The 22,533-nt window shown below is 70.3% G+C and carries 18 protein-coding genes, 1 tRNA gene and 1 riboswitch; of the genes, 6 read left to right on the forward strand and 13 right to left on the reverse strand.

Annotated features, from left to right (window positions below; all coding sequences use genetic code 11):
• Positions 1-96: 96 nt before the first annotated feature.
• The 7 genes from pknB to HHX37_RS02075 form a co-directional block, all read right to left on the reverse strand.
• Positions 97-1,950, reverse strand: coding sequence for a Stk1 family PASTA domain-containing Ser/Thr kinase (pknB, locus tag HHX37_RS02045; protein WP_182873097.1), 1,854 nt, complete (start codon positions 1,948-1,950; stop codon positions 97-99).
• A 67-nt stretch (positions 1,951-2,017) separates the two neighbouring features.
• The gene (locus HHX37_RS02050) at positions 2,018-3,565 is read right to left on the reverse strand and encodes a serine/threonine-protein kinase (RefSeq protein WP_310740235.1); all 1,548 of its coding nucleotides are present in this window, start codon (positions 3,563-3,565) and stop codon (positions 2,018-2,020) included.
• Positions 3,562-5,019: a peptidoglycan D,D-transpeptidase FtsI family protein gene (locus HHX37_RS02055; protein ID WP_182884320.1), complete on the reverse strand. Its 1,458-nt coding sequence runs from the start codon at positions 5,017-5,019 to the stop codon at positions 3,562-3,564. Before HHX37_RS02055 ends, HHX37_RS02050 begins: the two co-directional genes overlap by 4 nt.
• Positions 5,016-6,359, reverse strand: a complete 1,344-nt coding sequence (locus HHX37_RS02060) for an FtsW/RodA/SpoVE family cell cycle protein (RefSeq protein WP_182882026.1) — start codon at positions 6,357-6,359, stop codon at positions 5,016-5,018. Before HHX37_RS02060 ends, HHX37_RS02055 begins: the two co-directional genes overlap by 4 nt.
• A gap of 26 nt (positions 6,360-6,385) precedes the next feature.
• On the reverse strand, positions 6,386-7,663 hold the full coding sequence (locus tag HHX37_RS02065) for a Stp1/IreP family PP2C-type Ser/Thr phosphatase (protein ID WP_182884321.1): 1,278 nt from the start codon (positions 7,661-7,663) through the stop codon (positions 6,386-6,388).
• The gene (locus HHX37_RS02070; RefSeq protein WP_117409876.1) at positions 7,660-8,124 is read right to left on the reverse strand and encodes an FHA domain-containing protein FhaB; all 465 of its coding nucleotides are present in this window, start codon (positions 8,122-8,124) and stop codon (positions 7,660-7,662) included. Before HHX37_RS02070 ends, HHX37_RS02065 begins: the two co-directional genes overlap by 4 nt.
• Positions 8,125-8,140: 16 nt before the next feature.
• Entirely contained in the window at positions 8,141-8,881 is a 741-nt protein-coding gene (locus HHX37_RS02075) for an FhaA domain-containing protein (protein WP_117409875.1), read from the reverse strand.
• A 158-nt stretch (positions 8,882-9,039) separates the two neighbouring features.
• Here HHX37_RS02075 and HHX37_RS02080 point away from each other — a divergent pair.
• Positions 9,040-9,122: transfer RNA gene (locus tag HHX37_RS02080), tRNA-Leu, on the forward strand.
• A gap of 356 nt (positions 9,123-9,478) precedes the next feature.
• On the opposite strand, the gene HHX37_RS02085 is transcribed toward HHX37_RS02080, so the two are convergent.
• Both HHX37_RS02085 and HHX37_RS02090 read right to left on the reverse strand, forming a co-directional pair.
• Positions 9,479-10,483 carry a hemolysin family protein gene (locus tag HHX37_RS02085; RefSeq protein ID WP_182881876.1) on the reverse strand — a complete coding sequence of 335 codons (1,005 nt, stop codon included), beginning with the start codon at positions 10,481-10,483 and terminating at the stop codon, positions 9,479-9,481.
• Positions 10,480-11,925 carry a hemolysin family protein gene (locus HHX37_RS02090; protein WP_182881877.1) on the reverse strand — a complete coding sequence of 482 codons (1,446 nt, stop codon included), beginning with the start codon at positions 11,923-11,925 and terminating at the stop codon, positions 10,480-10,482. The genes HHX37_RS02085 and HHX37_RS02090 overlap by 4 nt, the downstream gene beginning before the upstream one ends.
• A gap of 257 nt (positions 11,926-12,182) precedes the next feature.
• On the opposite strand from HHX37_RS02090, the gene HHX37_RS37485 reads away from it, so the two are divergent.
• Positions 12,183-13,466, forward strand: a complete 1,284-nt coding sequence (locus HHX37_RS37485) for an LCP family protein (RefSeq protein ID WP_310740236.1) — start codon at positions 12,183-12,185, stop codon at positions 13,464-13,466.
• Between the two features lie 57 nt (positions 13,467-13,523).
• Here the strand turns inward: HHX37_RS37485 and HHX37_RS02100 are convergent, their stop codons facing one another.
• Positions 13,524-14,180 (reverse strand): GOLPH3/VPS74 family protein, encoded by a 657-nt coding sequence (locus tag HHX37_RS02100; protein ID WP_182873092.1) that lies wholly within the window; start codon positions 14,178-14,180, stop codon positions 13,524-13,526.
• Between the two features lie 43 nt (positions 14,181-14,223).
• Between HHX37_RS02100 and HHX37_RS02105 the strand changes: the two genes are divergently transcribed.
• Together HHX37_RS02105 and HHX37_RS02110 are read left to right on the forward strand one after the other, a co-directional pair.
• A complete protein-coding gene (locus HHX37_RS02105) occupies positions 14,224-14,829 on the forward strand; it encodes a TenA family protein (protein WP_117409871.1) in 606 nt (201 codons plus the stop codon).
• A 22-nt stretch (positions 14,830-14,851) separates the two neighbouring features.
• On the forward strand, positions 14,852-15,730 hold the full coding sequence (locus HHX37_RS02110; protein WP_117409870.1) for an Fpg/Nei family DNA glycosylase: 879 nt from the start codon (positions 14,852-14,854) through the stop codon (positions 15,728-15,730).
• Positions 15,731-15,779: 49 nt separating this feature from the next.
• On the opposite strand, the gene HHX37_RS02115 is transcribed toward HHX37_RS02110, so the two are convergent.
• Complete coding sequence (locus HHX37_RS02115) at positions 15,780-16,613, reverse strand: alpha/beta fold hydrolase (protein ID WP_182884322.1); 834 nt, start codon at positions 16,611-16,613, stop codon at positions 15,780-15,782.
• Positions 16,614-16,757: 144 nt separating this feature from the next.
• Here HHX37_RS02115 and HHX37_RS02120 point away from each other — a divergent pair, with 144 nt between their 5' ends.
• Positions 16,758-17,081 (forward strand): rhodanese-like domain-containing protein, encoded by a 324-nt coding sequence (locus HHX37_RS02120; RefSeq protein ID WP_182884323.1) that lies wholly within the window; start codon positions 16,758-16,760, stop codon positions 17,079-17,081.
• Positions 17,082-19,375: 2,294 nt separating this feature from the next.
• Here HHX37_RS02120 and HHX37_RS02125 read toward each other — a convergent pair.
• Both HHX37_RS02125 and HHX37_RS02130 read right to left on the reverse strand, forming a co-directional pair.
• A complete protein-coding gene (locus tag HHX37_RS02125) occupies positions 19,376-19,564 on the reverse strand; it encodes a hypothetical protein (RefSeq protein ID WP_182881881.1) in 189 nt (62 codons plus the stop codon).
• Between the two features lie 200 nt (positions 19,565-19,764).
• Positions 19,765-20,382 (reverse strand): DUF6461 domain-containing protein, encoded by a 618-nt coding sequence (locus HHX37_RS02130; protein WP_182884324.1) that lies wholly within the window; start codon positions 20,380-20,382, stop codon positions 19,765-19,767.
• A gap of 710 nt (positions 20,383-21,092) precedes the next feature.
• Positions 21,093-21,203, forward strand: a riboswitch (TPP riboswitch).
• On the opposite strand from HHX37_RS02130, the gene HHX37_RS02135 reads away from it, so the two are divergent.
• Positions 21,194-22,531 (forward strand): purine-cytosine permease family protein, encoded by a 1,338-nt coding sequence (locus HHX37_RS02135; RefSeq protein ID WP_182884325.1) that lies wholly within the window; start codon positions 21,194-21,196, stop codon positions 22,529-22,531. It overlaps the preceding riboswitch by 10 nt.
• Positions 22,532-22,533: the final 2 nt, after the last annotated feature.

The raw sequence follows: 22,533 nt of genomic DNA on the forward strand, positions 1-22,533 counted from the left end.
CCGTACGTGAACCGTTCATGAAAGCCGGACGGCGGCCACCGCCGTGCGGTGGCCGCCGTCCTCTCGCAGCGTTGTCGGTTCGGTCGGTGGCGCTGCTCAGCCGTTGCCGAAGGGGTCGTCCCCGCCGTCCCCGAGGTCGACGCCGCCGCCGTCGTCCGTCGGCTCGGCCGTCGGGAGGTCGTCGACCGGCGGCTGGGTCGGCTCCTCCGTCTGCTCCGGCCCACTGGAGACCGTCAGCGTGATCGTGGTGCCGGGGTTGAGCTTGGCCCCCGGCTGCGGCGACTGGTCGATCACGTTGCCCGGCGCCACCACGTCGCTCGGCCGCTCCGTCGTCTTGACCCTGAAGCCGGCGCCCTCGATCGCCTTCTTGGCGTCCGCCAGCGTGAGGCCGACGACGCTCGGCACCTCCGTCATCTCCTTGGGCACGTAGAGCTTGACGAGGGAACCCTTGTCGACCTCCTCGCCCGCCTTCGGGTCGGTGTCGAACACCTTGCCCTGGGGCTGCCTGGACGCCTTCGCCACGACGCTGGCTTTGAGACCCATCTCCACGAGCTTCGCCCGGGCCTCGTCCGGCGCCAGACCGGTCACGTCGGGGATGGAGATCTTCTCCTCGCCCTTCGACACGATGACGGTGACGGTGGAGCCGGGGTCGGCCTCCTCGCCCTCGGCGGGCTCGGTGCTGATGACGGAGCCCTTGGGCACGTCGGCGTTGAACTCCTCGGGCCCGAACTCGACCTTGAAGCCCTTCGCCTCCAGCGCCTGCTTGGCCGCGGCCTTCGTCTGGTTGGTCACCTGCGGGATGGCGACCTTGTCGGCCGTGGACGAGCCGCCGCCGCCGAGGAAGGCGTACCCGACCCCGATCATCGCGCCGATCACCAGGAGCGGGATCAGGATCCACGCGGCCGTCTTCAGCGCGGTGTTGCCGCCGCCCCCGCGTCGCCGCCCGTCGTAGCGGCCGCCGCGTTCCTCGGGGCCGTAGTCGTACTGGGGGATCGCGCGGGTGCCCTGGGTGGCGGCGCCGCCCGCCGTGGTCATCGTCCGGGTGCGGTCCGGCGCGCCGTACGAGTTGTACTGCTGGGTGGCCATCGCCATCGTCTGGGGGTCGACGGGCATGCCGGACATGGCCCGCTGGAGGTCGCCGCGCATCTCGGCGGCGCTCTGGTAGCGGTGAACCGGGTCCTTGGCCATGGCCTTCAGCACGATCGCGTCGGCCCACTGGGGGATCTCGGGGTCGATCCGCGACGGCGGGATCGGGTCCTCCCGCACGTGCTGGTAGGCGATGGCGACGGGGGAGTCGCCGGTGAAGGGCGGCTGGCCGGTGAGCAGCTCGTACAGCACGCAGCCGGTCGAGTAGATGTCGCTGCGGGCGTCGACGCGCTCGCCGCGGGCCTGCTCGGGGGAGAGGTACTGCGCGGTGCCGATCACCTGTGCGGTCTGGGTCATCGTGGCTGCGGAGTCGGCCATCGCCCGGGCGATGCCGAAGTCCATGACCTTGACCTCGCCGTTGACCGTCAACATGATGTTGGCCGGTTTGATGTCCCGGTGGACGATGCCGCCCCGGTGGCTGTAGTCGAGCGCCCGCAGGATGCCGTCGACGAGCTCCGCGGCCCGCTCGGGCATCAGCCGCCGGTCGGCGCGCAGCACGTCGCGCAGCGTCCGCCCGTCGACGAACTCCATGACGATGTACGGCACGGGCGTGTTGTCCATCATGTCCTCGCCGGTGTCGTACACGGCGATGATGGACGGGTGGTTGAGCGAGGCGGCCGACTGCGCCTCACGCCGGAAGCGCGCCTGGAACGTGTGGTCCCTGGCGAGGTCGGAGCGGAGCGTCTTGATGGCGACGACACGGTCCAGCCGGATGTCCCGGGCGCGGTAGACCTCGGCCATGCCGCCACGCCCCACGACGCCGTCGAGCTCGTAGCGTCCGCCGAGTAGTCGTGGCTGAGTCATTTCCTGCACAGTCCCTTGCCGTTCATCGTGGGGTGCCGCCGGTGTCCATCATCGACCTTTTTCCTCATCACTCCCCCTCAGCCGGAGGGTTCGTGTCGGGCGGGGGTTCCGTGGGGCGCGGAGTCTCGGTGGTTTCCTTGGCCGGGGTGGACGTCGGTTCCGAGGTCGAGGAAGAGGTCGGGGACGGGTCCGGTTCGGGCGTCCGGGTGGATGGTGCCGACCTGCTTACGGTAGCCGACGGAACGGCGGTCGGCTCAGCCGACGTCCTCCGGGCCGTGGGCCGGTGCGACGGCGGCGCCGCCGGTTTGGACACCCGCGCCGGCGACTCGGACGGCGTCGGCGCGGTGGACGACGAGGTCGTGGGCACGGTGGTCTCCCCCGTGTCCGGCGGCGAGTCGCCGATCTGTCCGGCGGTGAACGCCAGCACCCCGATGCCCACCGCGGCGGCGCAGCCGGCCGCGGCGAGGATCAGGGCCGCCGGACGCCGCCTGCGCCCGCTCGCCGCGGGCCCGCCCGCTCCGGCCGGCTGTCGGACGCCGGCTCCGGGGACGCCCGCGGCGGGCGCCCTGCCCGGGCTCGTGGGCCGCGCGGACACCGGGGTCGCGGGACCCGGCGACGGGTTGAGCGGCGAGTTCAGCGGCGTCGTCCGGCCGGGCGCGGGCGGGACCGGCACCGCCCCCAGGGGCCGAGTCCCGCCGGCGGCGTCTCCGGCGGTGCCGCCTCCGATGGTGTGGCCCCCGGCGACGGGGAACCCGCGGGGGTCGGTGAGCGAGCCGAGCACCGCCGTCGAGGCGGCCGTGCCCGCGAGGTTCCCGCGCAGCCCGCGCACCCGGTCGATCAGCGGCTGCCCGGTCTCCGGCCGCGCGGCGGGATCCTTGGCCAGCATGGACATCACCAGGGCCGCCACCGGAGCGGGCACGTTGCCGGGCAGCGGCGGGGGCGTGTCGTTGAGGTGCCGCAGCGCGAGCGCCACCGGGGTCTCCGCCGTGAACGGCGGACGGCCCGCCAGGCACTCGTACGCCACCACTCCGAGGGAGTAGATGTCGCTCGCGGGGGTGAGCGTGTCGCCGGACGCCTGCTCCGGGCTCACGTACTGGGCGGTGCCGAGCACGAGGCCGGTCGCGGTCAGCGGCGCGGCCTCCAGCGCGCGGGCGATGCCGAAGTCGGTGATCTTCACCTGGCCGGCCTCGGTGACGAGCAGGTTGCCGGGCTTGACGTCGCGGTGGATCACCCCGGCCCGGTGGGCCGCGTGCAGGCCCCGGGCCGTCTGCTCGACGACGTCGAGCGTGACCTCCGGCCCGAGCGCGCCGTTGCGGGCGAGGACCGCCGACAGCGGCTCGCCCTTCACCAGCTCCATCACCAGGTAGGCCACGTCGTCGGTCTCGCCGTAGTCGAAGACCTGCGCGATGCCGTGATCGGTCAGGGCGGCGGTGATCCGGGCCTCCGAGCGGAACCGGTCGCGGAAGGTCGAGTCGCCCGCCACGTGGCGGCCGAGCAGCTTGATCGCCACCTCCCGGCCCAGCAACTCGTCGTCTGCCCGCCAGACCTCGCCCATCCCGCCCGCGGCGATGGGGGAGGTCAGCCGGTACCGGCCGCCGAGCACCGTCTCGGTCACTGTCCGAGCACCGCCTGCATGACGTCGTGCGCGATCGGCGCGGCCACCGCGCCACCGGTGGCGTCGTTGCCCGCGCTGCCCGACTCCACGAAGACCGCCACGGCGACCTGCGGGTCGTCGACCGGGGCGAAGGAGATGAACCACGCGTGCGACGGCTTGCCCGGCGAGGTCTCCGCCGTGCCCGTCTTGCCCGCCACGGTCTTGCCGGGGAGCTTGGCCGCGCCGCCCGTGCCGTTCTCGACCACGCTGATCATCATCTTGGTCAGCTCTCCGGCGACCTCCGGGGTGACGGCCTCGCTCAGCGGCTCCGGGTCGGTTCCGTCGATCTCCGCGCCGTCGGGCCCGAGGACCTTGTTGACCAGGAACGGCTTCATCACCGTGCCCTGGTTGGCGATGCCGGCCGCGACCATCGCCATCTGCAGCGGGGTCATCTGGTTGCTCTGCTGGCCGATCGCGGTCTTGGCGAGCTCGGCCTTGCCCTCCTCCTTGCCGATGCTGCTGCCCGCGACCGACAGCGGGATCGCCAGCGGCTGGCCGACGCCGAACTTCTCGGCCTGCTCCTTGAGCTTGTCGTAGCCGAGCTCCATGCCCATCTTCGCGAACGGCGTGTTGCAGGAGATGGTCAGCGCCTCCACCAGCGTCGCCCGGCCGCCGCAGGATTCCCCGTGGTAGTTCGGCAGCGAGATGCTCGTGCCCGGCAGCGGCAGCGAGTCGGGCGCGTCGACCTGGGTGTTCTCGTCCCGGGAGGAGTCGTCGCTGAGGTAGGCCGCCGAGGTCACCGTCTTGAACGTGGACCCCGGGGCGTACGTCAGGTCGATCGCCCGGTTCAGCAGCGGCTTGTCGCCGTCCTTGTCGAGCTTGTTGTACGCCTTGTTGACCTTGTCCTTGCTGGCCGTGGCCAGCGGGTTCGGGTCGTACGACGGCACCGACACCATCGTCAGGATCTTGCCGGTCTTGGGCTCGATCGCCACGACCGCGCCGCGCTTGCCCGTGCTCGCCAGGTCCTTGTACGCGATCTCCTGGGCCTTGGTGTTCAGCGTGAGGTCGACGCTCGCGCCCTTGGCGGGCTTGCCGCTGACCATGTCGATGGCCCGGCGGACCACCAGGTCGGGGTGCGAGCCGTCGAGGTAGCGGTTCATCGCGCTCTCGATGCCCGCGGCGCTCTCCGGCGCGAACCAGCCGACCACGTGCGTGAACGGCTTGCCCAGCGGATACTCCCGCTCGAACCGGAACTTCGGGTCGCCGGTGTCGACGGTCTTGGCCAGGGTGGTCTTGGTGTTGTCGGCGGTGATCCAGCCCCGGTCGACCTTGTACCTGGAGTAGAGCATCCGGACGTTGCGCGAGTCGTTGCGCAGGCTCTCCGCCTGCACCGTGCCCAGATAGGTCACGTTGGCCATGAGCAGGCCGAACATGAGCAGGCAGGCCACGGCGACGCGCTTGAGCGTGCTGTTCATCGCTGCATCACCTGGGTCATTCCCTCGTCCTGGATCGCCTGTGGCGGCGGCCGGCGGGCCGCGTCGGACATGCGTACGAGCAGGGCGATGAGCATCCAGTTGGCCAGCAGGGCCGAGCCTCCCGCGGACATGAACGGCGTCACGAGACCGGTCAGCGGGATCAGCCGGGTCACTCCGCCGACGATGATGAACACCTGCCAGGCGAGGATGAACGACAGGCCGCCTCCGAGCAGCTTCGAGAACGGGTCGCGGGACGCCAGCGCCGTCCGCAGCCCCCGCTGGACGATCAGCGCGTACACCATGAGGATGGCCATCAGGCCGGTGAGGCCCAGCTCCTCGCCCACGGCATCGAAGATGAAGTCGGAGAACGAGAACGGGGTCAGGCCCGGGTAGCCCTGGCCGAGCCCGGTGCCGAGGATGCCGCCCGAGCCGAGCGAGAACAGGCCCTGCATCAGCTGGTAGCTCGTGCCCGAGTCGTAGACCGCCGCGGAGTCGGCGTGCAGCCACCCCTCGAAGCGGGCCTGCACGTGGCTGAAGACCTGCCCGGCGAGGACGGCGCCGCCCACGAACAGCAGCAGGCCGATGAGCACCCAGGACGTGCGCTGGGTGGCGATGTAGAGCATCGCGATGAACGCGCCGAACAGCAGCAGCGAGGTGCCGAGGTCCTTCTCGGCGACGAGGACCGCGATGCTGACGCCCCAGGTGATCAGCACCGGGCCGAGGTCGCGGGCGCGCGGCAGGTCGATGAACAGGAGCCTGCGACCGGCCAGGGCCAGCACGTCGCGCTTGGCGACGAGATAGCCGGCGAAGAAGACGACCAGGGCCAGCTTGGCGAACTCGCCCGGCTGCAGGGAGAACGGACCGAGGTTCATCCAGATCCGGGCCCCGTAGTGCTCGGAGCCGACCACCGGCAGCACGGGCAGGATGAGCAGGACGATCCCGGCGAAGCCGGCGGTGTAGGTGAAGCGCTGCAAGGCGCGGTGGTCCCTCAACACGATCAGCGTCGCGGAGAACATCACCACACCGAGCGCCGTCCACATGAGCTGGTTGGAGGCCGAGGCGTCCTTGATGCCGCCCTCCTCCAGCCGGTAGATCATCACCAGGCCGATGCCGTTGACCAGCGTCACGAGGGGAAGCAGCAGAGGATCGGCCCACGGCGCGAACTTGGCCAGCACCAGGTAGGCCGCGAGCATCAGACCGCCGAGGCCGAGGCCGTAGCCGAGCATGCCGGACGGGACCTTGCCGTTGATCCCGAGCCCGACGCTGGCGTACGCGCCCATCACGATCAGTACGGCGAAGGCGAGCATGCCCAGCTGGGCGCCGCGCCGCTTCGCGGTCATCGGTACGGGCGTGGCTTCGACAGCAGTCACTTAGCGGACCTCGTGGGGGTCGGTGTCGCCCCGGTGTCCGTCGTGGACGTCGCCGAGGCGCCGAAGTTCTTGATCCTGGTTATCCCGGTCTGGAGGTCGTCGACCGGGATGCCGGTGCGGACCTGGTCCTGCTGGACCGCGGGCAGCGCCGATACGCGGATGTCGTCGGTGTAGGCGACCTTCTTGAGGGACACCGGCCCGACCTCCGCGTCGACGCCCTGGAAGACGACGAGCCTGTCCCCGCTGGCGCCTATGTAGAACTGGCTCTGGGTCCACTCGTAGCCGAAGTAGCCGCCGAGCCCGAGCGCGACGGCGACGACCAGCACGCCGGCGGCGACCTTCGGGCCCGAGCGGCGCTTCCGGGCGCGACGCCCCGACGACTGAGGGTCCCGTAGGGGCTCGTCGCCGAGGTCGTCGTCGGTGATCACCGGCTGCGGCGCGGTGACCGTGGCGGCCCGGCCCGCCGGCGTGTCGGGCGGCGCGGTGGAACGCCCCCGGCCGGAGCCGGCCGCGCCCACGACCGCCGCGGCCAGCGGCGGCGGCTGCACGTCGTCCACCTCGATCACGTCGGCGACCACGCAGGTGATGTTGTCCGGCCCGCCGCCCCGGTTGGCGAGGTCGATGAGCTGCCGGACGACGTCCTCGGGATCGTCGATCGTGGTCAGGGTGAGGTGCAGGGTCTCGGCGCTGACCACGGTGGACAGGCCGTCCGAGCACAGCAGGTACCGGTCGCCCACCTGGGCCTCCCGGTCCTGCAGGTCGGGATCGACCTCGCCGCTGCCGTCGAGCGCCCGCAGCAGGATCGAGCGCTGGGGATGGTTGGCGGCCTCCTCCTGGGTGATCCGCCCGTCGTCCACCAGCGACTGCACCAGTGTGTGGTCGTGCGTGATCTGGTACAGCTCGCCGTTCCTGAGCAGATAGGCCCGGGAGTCGCCCACATGGACCAGGGCGAAGCGCGGGCCGCTCCAGAGCATCGCGGTGAGGGTGGTGCCCATGCCCTTGAGGCTCGGGTCCCGGGCCACCATCGCGTGCAACTGGTGGTTGGCGTCCCGGACCGCAGCCTCGATGGCGCCGAGCAGGTCACCGCCGGAGGCGTCCCGGTCGAGGGACGACATTGCGGCGATGGCGACCGAGCTGGCCACCTCGCCGTGAGCATGCCCGCCCATGCCGTCGGCGACGGCCAGCAGGCGGCCGCTGGCGTACGCCGAGTCCTCGTTGCCTTCACGGAGGAGCCCGACGTCCGAGCGAGCGGCGTAGCGGAGTGCGATGGTCATTTGCGCAATTCGATGACGGTCTTGCCGATGCGGATCGGAACTCCGAGGGGCACCGGGGTCGGGCGGGTCACTTTCGAACGTTCGAGGTACGTGCCGTTGGTGGATCCGAGATCTTCCACGATCCACTGGCCGTCCTGCGGAAAGAGCCGGGCGTGCCGACTCGAAGCGTAGTCGTCGCTGAGTACCAGCGTGGCGTCGTTCGCCCGGCCGATGGTGATTGGCGTCTCCGTGAGGTTGATGATGGTCCCTTGCAGGGGGCCACCGGTGACGATGAGCTGACGTGGTTCGCCCTTTTTGGGCTTGGACACCGGTCGTGGTTGCCTGGCCGGTTTCCGTGGGGGGGCGGGAGCCGTGCGCGAACCGAACAGGTCTGTCCGGATGACGCCGACCGCGGCGATCACGAAGAACCACAGCACCGCCAGGAAGGCGAGCCGGATCAGCAGCAGCGTTAGCTCGGACATGGACCGTTTGTTACCTCTAATCGCGCCGGAACACCAGTGTCGTGCGGCCGAGGGTCACCCTCGTCCCATCCTGCATCTCGACTCTGCGGACCGGCTGGCCGTTGACGAAGGTGCCGTTGGTCGACCCCAGGTCCACGAGCACGACCTGTGGCCCCTCTACCCGTAGCTCGGCATGATGCCGCGATACGCCGGGATCCACCAGTCGTAGATCACAATCGGTTCCGCGTCCCAGCAACGTCACCGGTGTGGTCAGCTCGTACGAACGCTGCCCCTGGGGGTCGTCCTGGGTCGAGACGAGCAGCCGGGGGCGGCCCTGGAACGCGCTGGGCCGGCTGGCGGGCAGGTCGCTCGGAGGCTGCCGGATCTCGTCCTGCTCGACCGTGGCGCCACGGATCACGCCCGACCGGATGCGGAACAGCCCGACCGCGAGGTCGTCGGCGGTCTCGAAGCGCACCCGCACCGGCCCGACGAACGAGTACCCCTGCTCCTTGGCGTACTCCCGGGCGAGCGTGGCGAGCTCGTGGCTGATGCTGTCGGCGTACACCTCCAGGCGCTCGCTGTCGGTCGTCGACAGCTCCACCACGAAGTCGTTCGGCACGAGCGTGCGACCCTGAGCGACGATCGCGGCGCGCTCGTCCATCTCCCTCTGCACGGCGCTGGCAACCTCGACCGGCTGGAGGTCGGACTTGAACGCCCGCGCGAAGGCCCCTTCAACCATCCCTTCGAGCCTGCGCTCGAAGCGCTGAAGGACTCCCACCGGATACCTCCCTTCCACTCGCGTCTATGGTCGCGACCGCTCCGGTGCTTCGCTGAGCTCCATCGCATCGTCGTTGATGAGGATCGTATCCGGGTTCGGTAGCACGGGCGGATACGTGCTAACCTTTCCAGGCACCCAGAGATGGGGGCCAACCGCAAGGGCAAGTGGCGGAATGGCAGACGCGCACGGTTCAGGTCCGTGTGTCCGAAAGGACGTGGGGGTTCAACTCCCCCCTTGCCCACGAGAAAGCAGCCTCGCACGGTCGGAAGCAGAGCTTCCCTCCCGCGGGGCTTTCTCTTTGTGCCACCCAGGGGGGCAACCCCCTGGAACCCCCGGCCGGACAAGCCGCGTCGCACGGTCGGAAGCAAAGCTTCCTCCCGGCGGGGCTTTCTCTTTGTGCCACACGAGCCCTGGCCCCACGTGGTCGGGAGTGAACACACGTCGGGCATCTCCTTCCGGCCCGTACGGCGTCGGGCCCCGGTCCACAGGTCGTGACGCGCCGGGGGCCCCGATGGCCGGGGCCCCTCGATCGCGCACTGCACATTCTCCGGAGACCGGCTTTCAAACCACTTTCCGCGCGCTTGCGAGTCCGGCGGGTCAGGCCACCAGCAGCTCGCCCAGCAGGGTAGTGAGATCGATCACACCGACGGGGGCGCCGCCCGCGTCGGTGACCAGCCCGAGTTGGGCGTGGGCTTCCTGCAGCAGGGTCACGGCGTCGGAGATCGTGGTGCCCTTCGCCATGCGGGGGACCGGGGTCGCCAGCTCACCGGCCCGGTGATCGGGCCGCACGACGGCGTCGCGGACGTGGCACACCCCGACCACGTCGTCGGGGGTGACCACCAGCATGCGCAGGCTCCCGACCCGCACCGCCGTCCGCCGTACGAGCTGGGCGTCGGCCCCGGCGGGCACCGACGGCGCCTCGCTCACGGGCACCATGAGGCGCTCCACCGGCTGGGAGTGGACCCGCAGCGCGCGGGTGAGCAGGTCGTGCTCGTCGCGGTCGAGCATGCCCATCCGGCCCGACTCGGCGACCAGCATGGCGAGCTGCCCGGGCGTCCGGGTGGTGGCGAGCTCGTCGCGCGCGTGCACGCCGAGCAGCCGCAGGATGCCGTTGGTCACCGCGTTCAGCGTGGCCAGGACCGGGCGGACGATCCAGGCGAAGCCGCGGAACGGCAGCGCCAGCCCCATCGCGGCGCGCTCGGGGTGGGTGAGCGCCAGCGACTTGGGCGCCATCTCGCCCACGACCATGTGCAGGAACGTCACCAGGGCGAGCGCCACGACGTACGCGACCGGCGTGCGCAGCGACTCCGGCAGCAGCGCGAGCACCGGCTCCAGCAGGTGCTCGATGGAGGGCTCCGCGACCATGCCGAGGCCCAGCGAGCTCAGGGTGATGCCGAGCTGCGCCCCGGCGAGCATGAGCGACAGCTCGCGCCCGCCGCGCACCGCCGCCCGAGCCGTGATCTTGGCCAGCCGGCCGCCGCCGGCGGCGATCTCCTCCAGCCGGTGCCTGCGGGCGGACACCAGGGCGAACTCGGCCGCCACGAAGACGCCGTTGGCGGCGAGCAGGACGATGCCGAGCAGGACTCCGGTCAGCGAACTCATGCGGGCCTGCCCTGGAACAACGCCGAGAACAGCTCGGGGGCGTAGTAGGCGCCGCCGGAGGGCTCACGGGCCGCCACGCGGGCGTCCTCGGCCTCCCGCCGCTCCCCCGCCTCCGTCGACAGCCGGATCCACTCGGGAACCCGGCGGCGCACGCTCTGGACCGTGAGCACGGCGTGCCGCGTGTCCTCCTCCTCGTCCTCGAAGAGGTGCGGTTCGGGCACGAGGCGGGAGACGACCTCGTCGCCCGGCTCCGCCATGCGGCCGAGGGCGGCGAGGACGAGCCCGGCGACGGTCTCGTAGTCCTCGCTCTCGGGCAGCCGGACATGGGTGGCGCGTTCGACCTCGTCGAGGCGGAGCGTGCCCGGCACGTCCCAGACGTGGTCGCCGCGCCGCACGACGCCGAGGGGTTCGGGGTCGTTCTCGTCCACCAGTTCGCCGACCAGCTCCTCGGCGAGGTCCTCCATCGTGACCACGCCGGCGAGCCCGCCGTACTCGTCGATCACGCAGGCGAACGTCTCGCCGGCGGAGGTGATCCGGCGCAGCAGCTCGGGCAGCGGCAGCGTCGCGGGGACGAGGACCGGCGCGCGGGTGATGCCGCCGACGAGCCCGTCGGCCGGGGATCCGGCCTTCAGATACTCGGTCAGCCCGGTCACGCCGACGACGTCGTCGGCGTCGGTGCCGAGGACGGGGTAGCGGGAGTGACCCTGGGTGCGCAGGGCGTCGAGAAGGTCGGACACCGGCCACTCGGCGCGCAGCGAGACCACGCGCGGGCGGGGGACCATCACGTCCTCGGCGGTGCGGTCACCGAACTCCAGCGCCCGCTCCAGCGTCTCGGCCAGCCGGGGCGGCAGCTCCCCGGAGGCGGCGGACTCCGACACGATGCGCGAGAGCTCCTCGGGGGTCGCGCCGTGTTCGAGCTCCTCCACCGGCTCGATGCCGAACAGGCGGACCAGTCTGGTCGCTGCCGTGTCGAACAGGCGGATGACGGGCCCGGCGACCGCGAGATAGATCTCGGTCGGCCGGCCGAGGGCCTTGGCGACCTCCTCAGGCCGGGCGATGCCGAGGTTCTTGGGGGCGAGCTCGCCGATGATCATCTGGACGACGGTGGCGATCACGACGCCGAGCGCCACGGCGACGCCGGGCACGGCCGCGCCGGGCAGCCCGGCGGCCTCCAGGGGGCCGCGCAGCACGCCCGACGTCGCGGGCTGGGCGATGAAGCCCACCAGCAGGGTGGTGACGGTGATCCCCAGCTGCGCGCCGGAGAGCATGAACGACAGCCGTCCGGTGACGTCGAGGGCACGGCGGGCGGCGTCGTCGCCGGCCGCCGCCTGTTCGCGCAGCGCGCCGCGGTCGGCGGCGACGAAGGCGAACTCCTGCGCGACGAAGAATCCGGTGGCGAGGGTCAGGACGAGAACGGCAAGAAGACCGAGGGCAGCGCTCATCGGGCGGCCGCCGTATGATCATGAGAGCCCGTGCCGAGGCACGGGCCGGTACTCCAGGGGTCCGGAACGGACACGTCGATCCTTTCGCGTGGTTCGTATACCACCGTAACGGCTGGAATCTCTCCTGTGTTTCCCGGCGGCGTTTACTGGCTGCTTAGAAGCCGCCTGAGTACCGTGAAGGAGGGGGCCCATCGGCAAAGAGTTCCGCCGGTGAGGTCAAAGCGGTGGTCAGGACGCTGAGGGGCTGGGGATTTCACGTGGCCGACGAGAACGAGGCGACCCGGGCGATCCGCCGCCCGGCGGAGCCCCAGGCTGCCCCGCTCGGGGCGCCCGGGTCCGGGAACCGGGCCGAGGGGCCGGGCGGAGCGTCCGGGAGGGGGTCCGGCAGGGACGACACGGTCCCCCGCGCCCGTTCCAAGGTGTACGGCAAGCCGCGCTCGGGCAGCGCGCCGGTCCGCCCCATCGGGGGGAGCGGGCGGACGCCCAGGGCCCCCGAGGACGCCCCGCACAGGGACGGCGGCGGGTCCGGGGGCGGATTCGGTGGCGGGTCCGGTGGCGGGCGTGGCGGTGGGTCCGGCGGCAGGCGTGGCCCCCGGGTGACCGGCAGGGCCGTCGTCCGGATCGTCGTGGTGCTGCTGGTGCTCCTGCTGGTCGCCGCCGTCGCCGGGTATTTCCTGATCAGTGCCAGGCTCCACTCGGTCGAGGCGATGACCGACTACGACGGGCGGTCCGCCGAGACGCCGGGCGAGGACTGGCTGCTGGTCGGCTCCGACAGCCGGGCGGGCCTCACGGCCGCGCAGCGCAGGAAGCTGGCCACCGGCAAGGCGGTCGGCAAGCGCACCGACACGATGATGCTGCTCCACATCCCGGAGGACGGCCGGCCGACGCTGGTGAGCCTTCCCCGCGACTCGTACGTCCCCATCGAGGGGCACGGCAGCGGCAAGCTGAACGCGGCCTACGCCTTCGGCGGGCCGAAGCTGCTGACCAGGGCGGTCGAGCGGGTGACCGGCATCCGGATCGACCACTACATGGAGATCGGCTTCGGTGGGTTCGTGGGCATCGTCGACGCGATCGGCGGGGTCAACATCTGCGTGAAGCAGGACATCAACGACCACAAGGCCGGGATCAACCTCAAGAAGGGCTGCCAGGACATGGACGGCGGCACCGCGCTCGGCTACGTGCGCACCAGGAAGACCGGCGCCATTCCCGACTTCGACCGCACCCAGCGGCAGCGGGAGTTCTTCTCCGCGGTGGTCCAGAAGGCGGCGAGCCCCGGCACGCTGCTCAACCCCTTCACCTCGGTGCCGCTGGCGCTGAACGCGGCCGACTCGGTCGCCGTCGACCCCGGCACCGGCCTGTTCGACCTGCTGTCGGTGGGCCTCGCCATGCGCGGCGGACCCGTCACGACGGCCGTCCCGATCGGCTCGCTGCCGACCATCGGCGGTCAGGCCGTCGTGAAGTGGGACACGCAGAAGGCGCTGCGCCTGTTCGAGGCGCTCGCCGCCGACAAGCAGGTCCCGAAGGACGTCATCACGAAGTGACGCCGCGGCCGCCGCGCCGTCCCCGGCGCCGGTTCCGGCGGAGGCCCGAGCGCGGCGTCAGTTGATGGACGCGGTGGTCGCGGCGGTGGTCGCCGCGGTCGTGGCCGCCAGGACGGCCGCGTGCACGGACGCGATCGTCCTGCGTACGGCCTCGCCGGCCCACTCGCCCTGGGCGATCTCCTTGACGCGGCCCTTCGGCGCGTCCGGGAACGCCTCGCGGTCGAGCTTCGCCGCGTGGACGACCGCGATCAGCGCCGCGGTCCGCTCGTCGGGCCGGGCCCCGGCCAGCACGTTCCGGACGCGGTCCCGCACCGCCTGCTCATGGCTCGGATCGAGCTCCGGATAACGGGTGGTGGGGAAGATCCCGAGGATCTTGCCTTTCTGCTCGCTCAGCACGCCGCGTACGGCGAGCCGGGTCAGCAGCCGCTTGCGCAGCCCGCCCATGCGGAGCTTGCCCACCCACCAGTCCGCCTTGTGCCGCCGGGACTCACCGGAGATCCGGGCCAGCGCCTGGTCCAGCTCCTCGTCCCCCAGCGACGCGTTGTCCGTGACCACCAGCTTCTTGTCGTCGAAATCGACGCGCCCGGTCACGGCGAGTTCGGCGACCACGGCTCCCGCCAGGGCGGCGTCGAGCTCCACGGACCCGATGACCGGCTTCCCGGTGTCCTCCCGGTAAGCCAGCAGCAGCACTTCCTCGGCGATCGTCAGAGTCACGGCATCGAGCCTAACTCTTCCCTTACCGCGAAAATGAGTACTTATGGGGATATCAGCGGACCTGCACGCCATCGGACGGCCGATGCTCGACGCCCAGCTCGCCCACCCGACCGTACGCGGCATCGCGGCGGGAGACCTGCCCGAGCCGGTCTTCCGGTCGTGGCTGGAACAGGACTACCTGTTCCTGCTCGACTACGTCAGGGTGTTCTCCCGGCTGGCCTGGCAGGCGCCGGACGGCCACCTCGGCGACCTGGTCGACCTGGCCCACGCGACCTGGCACGAGGAACTCGACCTGCACCGGTCGCTGGCCGCGGGCTTCGGCGCCGACCTGGACGGCGCGGTGAAGGGCCCGGCCTGCGCGGCATACACGTCGTTCCTGCTGGAGGCGGCGGCCGGCTACGGCGAGGGGCTGGCGGCGCTCTACCCCTGCATGTGGGGCTACTCGACGCTCGGGCGGCTCCTCGCCGAGGACCCGCCCGCCGAGCCGCGTTACCGGGCGTGGGTGGACACCTACGCCGACCCCGGCTTCGCCGCGCTCGCCGCCCGGATCGGCGAGATGATCGACGAGGCGGCCCCGGACCCGGCGCGCGCCCGGGAACTGTTCGTACGCGGCATGGAGCACGAGCTCGCGTTCTGGGACGTGCCCTGACGGCTGCGATTAGTGTGGGGACATGCCGGAGCTGCCCGAGGTCGAGGCGCTCGCCGGGTTCCTCCGCGAGCACGCCGTCGGCCACGCGATCATCGGGGTCGACGTGACCGCCTTCCAGGCGCTCAAGACCGTCGACCCGCCCGTCACCTCGCTCGGCGGACTGCCGATCACCGCCGTGGCCAGGCACGGCAAGTTCCTGGACCTCGACTGCGACGGCCTGCACCTCGTCACCCACCTCGCCCGCGGCGGCTGGCTGCGCTGGCGCGACGACCTCACGGGCGCGAGACCGGTGCGGCCGGGGAAGGGCCCGCTCGCGGTCCGGGTACGGCTGTCGCCCGGCGAGGACGGCCGCGCCCCCGGGTTCGAGCTGACCGAGGCGGGCACGCAGAAGCGCCTCGCCGTCTACGTGGTGCGGGACCCCCGCGACGTCCCCGGGGTGGCCGGGCTCGGGCCCGACCCGCTCGCCGAGGAGTTCACGCCCGACCTGCTCAAGACGATCGTCGGCGGGAGCCGGGCCCAGATCAAGGGGTTGCTGCGCGACCAGAAGGTGATCGCGGGCATCGGCAACGCGTACTCCGACGAGGTGCTGCACGTCGCGCGGATGTCCCCGTTCAAGGTCGCCGGGACGCTGACCGACGGCCAGATCGCCGACCTGCACGACGCGATCGTGAGCACGCTGCGGGACGCGGTCGAGCGGGCCCGCGGCCTGGCGGCCAAGGACCTCAAGTCGGAGAAGAAGTCGGGCCTGCGCGTGCACGGCCGCACCGGCGAGCCCTGCGAGGTGTGCGGCGACACGATCAGGGAGGTGGCGTTCGCCGACTCGTCGCTGCAGTACTGCCCGACCTGCCAGACGGGCGGCAAGCCGCTGGCCGACCGGCGGCTGTCGCGCCTGCTGAAGTAGGCCCGCGAGGAGGGCCGGCCCCGGTGGAGCCGCTCCACCAGGGCCGGTGTCAGGCCCGGAGGAACTCGGCGATCGGCTCGGCCTGGCCGAAGACGGCGTGACCGACCTGGGGGAGCAGGCGGACGGTCGCGTGCGGGACCGACTTACGGACCCGTCGCGCGGTCTGGCGGGAGTCGATCATCGCGTCGCGGTCTCCCGCGATGACGAGGACCGGCATGGCGAGGCCGCGCAACGCGTCGTCGGAGAACACCGGAAGCCTCTCCCTGCGCGGGTTGAAGTGCGTGAACGTCAGGACGACGGCGTCGAGCGCCTGCCGGTCCCGCTCCCCGTCCAGGCCCGCGACGGCCATCGCCGACTCACGCACCCCGCCACCCCCGAACGGGCGGGTCAGCAGGGCCTTGAGGATCCAGCCGACCTTCTGCCGTCCCACGCCGCCGGGGCAGATCAGGGCCAGGCGGGTCACCCGTTCCGGGCGGCGGACGGCGTAGTCCAGGGCCATCCAGCCGCCGAGGGAGGTGGCGACGAACGCGGCGCCGGCGATCCCGAGCCCGTCCAGCACGTCGTCGAGCCAGAGCGCCACGGCGTCGGAGTCCAGGGCGGGGCGCGAGGGCGCGCTCAGGCCCGGTTCGCCGACGAGGTCCACGGCGTACGTGCGGAAGTGGCGGGACCAGGTGGAGACGTCGCCCCGCCACATGGACGCGTTGGCGCCCGAGCCGTGCAGCAGCACGAGAGGCGGCGCGTCGCGGGGGCCGGAGACGAGGACGAACGTCTCGCCCTCGCGAGTCGGCACCCGCACGTGCTCGGCCGGAACCGGCCAGGCGTCCAGCACCCGCCGGTAGTGGTCGAGGATCTCCAGTCGACCGGCTTCGGATTTGTAGACCATCACTCCTCAAACATACGTCATAAAGGGATGTATAGGGAAGTTTGGGGAGTCTGGTGGTCCTCGTGTGGGCGGTGCGTGGACCACCGTGGGTCACAGCTCCCGGCGCGGGCCCGGGCATGCGTGGTGTGCCGCCAGAATGGGCGCATGACATTGCCGGAAATCGCCCCCGACGCCCTGCCCGAGGGCGCGTACCTGCTGGACGTCCGCGAGGACGAGGAGTGGCGGGCGGGACACGCCCCGGAGGCCGTGCACATCCCGCTCGGCGAGTTGCAGGCGCGGGTGGACGAGGTGCCGCTGGACCGGCCGGTGTACGTCGTCTGCCGGGTCGGCGGGCGGTCGGCGCACGCCGCCATGTGGCTCAACCACATCGGCCGCGAGGCCGTCAACGTGGACGGCGGGATGATGTCCTGGGCCGCCGCCGGACGTCCGATGGTGAGCGAAACCGGAGGGAACCCCTACGTCGCGTAGGAAAACGGGGATGTAGACCCCGCGTAATCAACATGCTGGTCGGCGACACCTAGCGGATCACCGAGTACGCCAAGAAGGGCTTCGCCGTCGAGCAGCCGTACCCGGATGGCGTCGATGGGGCCTTCCAACGGCTAGTAGCTGCCGGCTTCGTAAGTCGCTTGGTTGGACGTTTAACGAGCGAGTGTTGGCCGGCAGCCTCATCGCTCGGTTCGCCATGTCGATCTGCGTAGTCAGCCTATAGGTCGGGTTCAGAATTCACACGCTCCCGACCTGCGGTGAATCGCCCCGCACCACATACGACCTGCGAGAACACTTCCGTTCGTTGCCATTGCCTGCCAACGCTTTTCCCCAAAGCTCCCCGGCCCGCTAGAGACAATCGGCGGGTGGCTCAAGCCTCAGATGGCGGCCCCAAATCCGGGCTTTGCGATAAGGCCCACACCTATCGCTGTCTTTCTGAGCCTCATCGAACGTAACCCAGTACTCCAGTTCTTCGGGGTGTGCATGCGGATGCTGAACCGGCTCGGGCGCGCCCATGTCGTCGATCGTTCCCAGGAACTCCTCCTGCCATGGCCAGCCCCTGGCGGGGTCGCCTAGGACCGTGACCCGGCTTCCAGGCGGCAACGCGCCGGCAGGCCATGTCTGACTCAGAGGGCGACCAAGGATACGCTCGACAGCTTCTCGGTCTCGCGTCTTTGCCGAAGCAGAGCTGGAGCCGGAGGGCACAGGCTCATCCTCTCGCACACCACGGGATCACACGTCGTAGATCTGATCCGTCCTGGCGGCCGACCTGCGGCGACTTCCCACCTCACGCGCTGAGCTGGGCTGTAGGCGTTCATCGCTTCTCATCGTTCCGCGCTGGTTTTCGGGTGCATGTGCCCTGGCTGTGCCCTGGAGTCTTCCGAGACCTGCCCTGCTTACGGGCCGCTACGGGCGCTCGTCGCCTACTGGCGCAGCGCCCCTGACCGTCAGCCGTGCAATGCTGCTCCTGTGGACCGGAGTGCTCTTGCCGATCTGCTGAGTGATGCTGGGGAAGCTGGCGCCGCATGTCGTCGCGCACTGGTCTCCGGAGGAGATTATGAGGTCTGGCCAACACCCGTCTCCACCCGTGACCTCGTCGGTATCTACCGGCGTCGCGAACGCCTGAGTCGTCGGCGTGGCGTCTCGTCTATCGGCTTTGCCGATGCTGTCGTTCGCCTCGATGCCTGCGGTCTTGAAGTTGTTCTGGTCGGCTACGTCAAGAGCGTGACCCCCGCATACCACTTCCAGATCTTCCTATCTGCTGACACTCTGCGCGTGGTCGCATGTCTGGGCATCAGTCAGGAACATAAGGCGCGGTCTGCCGGCCCCGGCTCCTAACCTGTCGTCAGTTGAAGCAGTCGGTCTGTAGGCCAGGTTCTAATTTGGCGTGGCCCCTACCTGCACGGAATCGCCCTACCCTGCGGCTGGCCTGCAATTAAGCTTCCGTTCGTTGTCATTGCTTGCCAGTGATTTCCAGCACCGTGTGCCCCCAAAGTGCCCCCGCCCATGGCAAAGCCCACCGGCTGGTGGGAAGATGCCTGACATGACGATCAGCAGAAAGGTCGATGCCGCGTAGACGGCCTGGCCGCGTCCGCGCGGGGCTTCCGCGCCAGCCCCGGATGCAGGACGACGCCACGATTATCCCTGGCCTGTCCTCGGCAGCCCTCGCCGAAGTGCGGCGTATCGAGCGCCGGAAGACGCACCCATGGCCGGGCTCGGTCGGGGCTGCCTTTACGCGTTGGCGGATCTTCGTCCACGAACCGAATCGACGCCTCTGGAACTACGAGAGCGGCGGTTGCACCGAATGGGCCTGCTGCGGAGACCCGTGGCAGGCCCGTGAGTACCTGGAAGCGGTAATGTTGGCGATGTCCTGCCGGCGGGCGCGCGAGCTCCGCAGCTTGGTCGAACCCCTGGATCGACGCTACTAATTCCATGGGCGGGCTCGACCTCGGACGGCTACCTTAGATCATCGAGATCTGATCCGTCCTGCCGACTGACCTGCGACGGCTGCTCCACGCGCGTCGAGCTGCCCTTTCAGCGCTCGCCGGTTCCCATCGTTTCGCATTGCTTTTCGCGTTCATGCGCCCTGACTGTGCCCTGAAGCCTCCCGGTACCTGCCCGCGCTGCTGGCGCATCGGCATGACCGCCTGCTTGCAAACGGGAGCCAGCCACGAGGTAGAGGGCTTCCCGCCCTGCTCGCTAGGTGGTTGCGGCCCGGCCGTGGGTGCCTGTGTGAGGTGGTGTTGCTGTACTTCGCTGCTGCACACAGCAGTTCGCTACCGCTTCTGGATCCGGTACTGCTGCAGCAGCGCGGTGATCTTCTCGCTGTTCTTCTCGCCGTTCAACTCGTTCAGAAGGTCGTCGGGGCATAGCTCGTAGAGGTCACCCCACCAGCGACGGGCCTTGTTGTCCCAGATCCGGTAGCCGCCGGGCACGCCTCTGGCGACGTATCGCCTCCTGCTCACGCGCAGAGAGTAGGCCCTATAGGAGGACGGCACACGCCTGAACGTAGGGTCGCTTCGTTATCAGGCAACAGCGACAGTCGTTAGAACTGGCCTCTTTGGCTCTCCACCTGTGAGGAGAGTCCATCGTCGTCCGCTAGCGTCCGCTGGTGTCCGTGGGCGTTGCCACGCAGTTGGACACGCAGGGCGGATCGGCGGGGAGCTTACTGCGGGTCATCGGGTACGGGAGCGGTGATAATCCCGCCGAGCAGAGCGTCACTCTCGACCATGTCCCGGTGGAACAGGACCCCGGAGAGGCGGCTGGCCAGCGCGAGCGCGAGCGCCACGATCTCGTGCCGGTACCGGGACTTCTCCTGCGGTCCTGAAGGCGTGAGTCCGAGCTCGCGCATTTCTGCGTTCAGGGCGTCGGGCTGGGCTCCCCAGCGTTCCTGGGGCGACTCCAGCCGGAAGGCTGTGCGCAGTTCACCGTCGACCGCATGCGCGAAGTGGTGGGATGCGGCGTAGTCATGCCGCATGACAGAAACCGCCTCGCCTCCCCGGGACAGCTCACGCAACGTCTCCGGCCGGTTGCCTTCCCAACCGCAAGCCTCAAAGGCGATCGTCCACCCGTTCAGGTGGGTCACGACGACCAGGTCGGATTCTCCGTCGGTCTCCTCGACACGCTCCCAGATGTCCTCCCAGTTGTACGGCCGCATGTCCGCCTGGGCGACCCCGAACCTGCGCAGCGTCTCCCGCTCATCGTGGCCGCAGACGAACGTGACCGTGTATATCTCCTCCCAATCGCTCTGCCAGGCGTAATCGTCAGAGGTAGCGGGTGGCATAAGCTTCATACCTTTGGCTCTTCCCTGACCTCTCGATCAGGCTTCCCGAGCAACGAGTGGTAGTCATATCCGAGCTCGTCAAGACGGGTGCGGACCCATTGAGTATGTGCGTCGTCTGCTCCCTGCAGAAGGAGTCTCAGGCTCTCACCAGCCCTTCGCTCCCGTTGCCGCTTGCTGCGCGAGCGAAGACTTCCGGGCAAGTTGTGGCATATATCCGCGATTACTCGTATCTGCTCGTGGTAATCCTCCGGGCCGTCAATCCACCCCAGGAGCGTCGGATCGCGACGGTAACTCATGGTGCGGATCTCTATGAATGCCAAGCTCATCAGACCTATGACGGCCTCCTGCGCGGACATTCGCATTCGAACCACCGGGTTCTCCCACGTTCGTGCGGACCCGCACATTATCCGCTGGCCTGATCTCTCGTCTGCCGTCGACCCATCGCGAAGCGACAGCGGGCCGGGGACGGAGGGTCAAGCCCTGCCTCGCGTGTACCTGCTCCCGGTGAGCTTCCTCGCCCGCTGGTTGTCCCGGCCGCACGGCTGGGCTTGACCTGGAGGAGCCGGGCTTTGCCTCGACTGCCGACGGGGCTGGCGCACGGTCCCCTCGCACAAAGCAGTACGACGACGGACGGTAGTAGTGAGACGGACGTGATGTGTCTCACTGTGGTCAGAGTGCCTCTGATGAGGCAGGATGAGGGCGCCAACTGCATAGGAAGTCGCGGGAGCTCGGGGCACCGGGCTGAGAGGGCAGCTAAGCCGCTGCCGACCGCCTGAACCTGTCCGGATAATGCCGGCGTAGGGAGCGTGTGATGACCGCCGTCGTCGACGACGCGCATGCGGAGGTTCCGCTCACCCTGGACGAGGAGGTCCCGAAGACCCTCGGCCTGCTCGACCAGGGGGCGTTCTGGGCCAACCTCGGCGTCAGCCTCCTCGGCTTCTCGGGGGCGCTGTTCCTGCTCGATCCCCTGGGCGGCAAGCCCCTGACGTTCACCGCCGCGGTGCTGGCCGCCGTGGTCGGCAGCCTCGTGGGCACCGCGATGGTCGGCCTCGCGGCGATCCCCGGCGCCCGGACCGGCCGGCCCGCCATGGTGCTGCTGCGCGGCCTGTTCGGGGCCCGCCTGTCGTACGTCCCGACCGTGCTGAACATCGTGCAGATGCTCGGCTGGGGCGCGTTCGAGCTGTGGGTCATCGCGCAGGGCGCGCAGGCGCTGTCGGGGACGGCGGTGCCGTACGCGGTGTGGGCGGTCGCGGCGGGCGCGCTGACGATCGCGCTGACGATCCGGCCGCTCGGCGCGCTGCGCCTGCTGCGCCGCTACGTCACCGCGGGCGTCGTGGTCGCGATGATCTGGCTGTCGGTCGCCCTCTTCACCCGCGGACCCTCCGTGGGCGGCGGCTCCTGGGACGCCTTCGCCCCGGCCGTCGACTACGTGATCGCGCTGTCGGTGTCGTGGGTGCCGATGGCCGCCGACTACGCGCGGCACTCGCGGTCGAGCGGCGCGGCGTTCACCGGGGTGGTGGCCGGTTACACGATCGCGCAGGTCGCCTGCCTGGCCCTCGGCATCGCCGCGCTGGCGCTGGTGGGCAACGACCCCGACAAGGTGTGGGACCCGTTCGTGGCCGCCCCGCTCGGGCTCCTGTTCTTCGGCGTCCTGGTGCTGCGCGAGGCCGACCAGTCGTTCGCGAACGTCTACTCGACGACCGTGTCGATCCAGAACCTCGCGCCGCGCTGGGACCGCCGGGTGATCTCGGTCGTGATCGGCGTGCTCACCACGCTGATCGCGCTGATCGCCGACGTGAACTCCTACGGCGCGTTCCTCACCGTCATCGGGGCGGTCTTCGTGCCGATGTTCGCGGTCCTCGTGGTCGACTACTTCCTGCTCGGCGGGGCCGCCCGGTGGAACACGGCCGAGGACGCCCCCTCGCGCTGGCCGATGGTCGTGCCGTGGGTCCTCGGGTTCGCGGCGTACTGGATCGTGACGATCACCCCGACCGTGGCCTGGTGGGATGGTCTCTGGGCCGACGTCCGCGACGCGGTGGGGTTCGTCCACCAGCCGTGGATGAACGCGGCGCTCGCCGCGTTCCTGGTCGCCGCGCTGGCGACGGCGGCGCTGTCCGTGCCCGGCCGGCTCGCCCGGCGTCGGGCCTGATC

Origin of the sequence: Microbispora sp. H10885 (assembly GCF_014161415.1) — a bacterium.
Lineage (GTDB): Bacteria > Actinomycetota > Actinomycetes > Streptosporangiales > Streptosporangiaceae > Microbispora > Microbispora triticiradicis.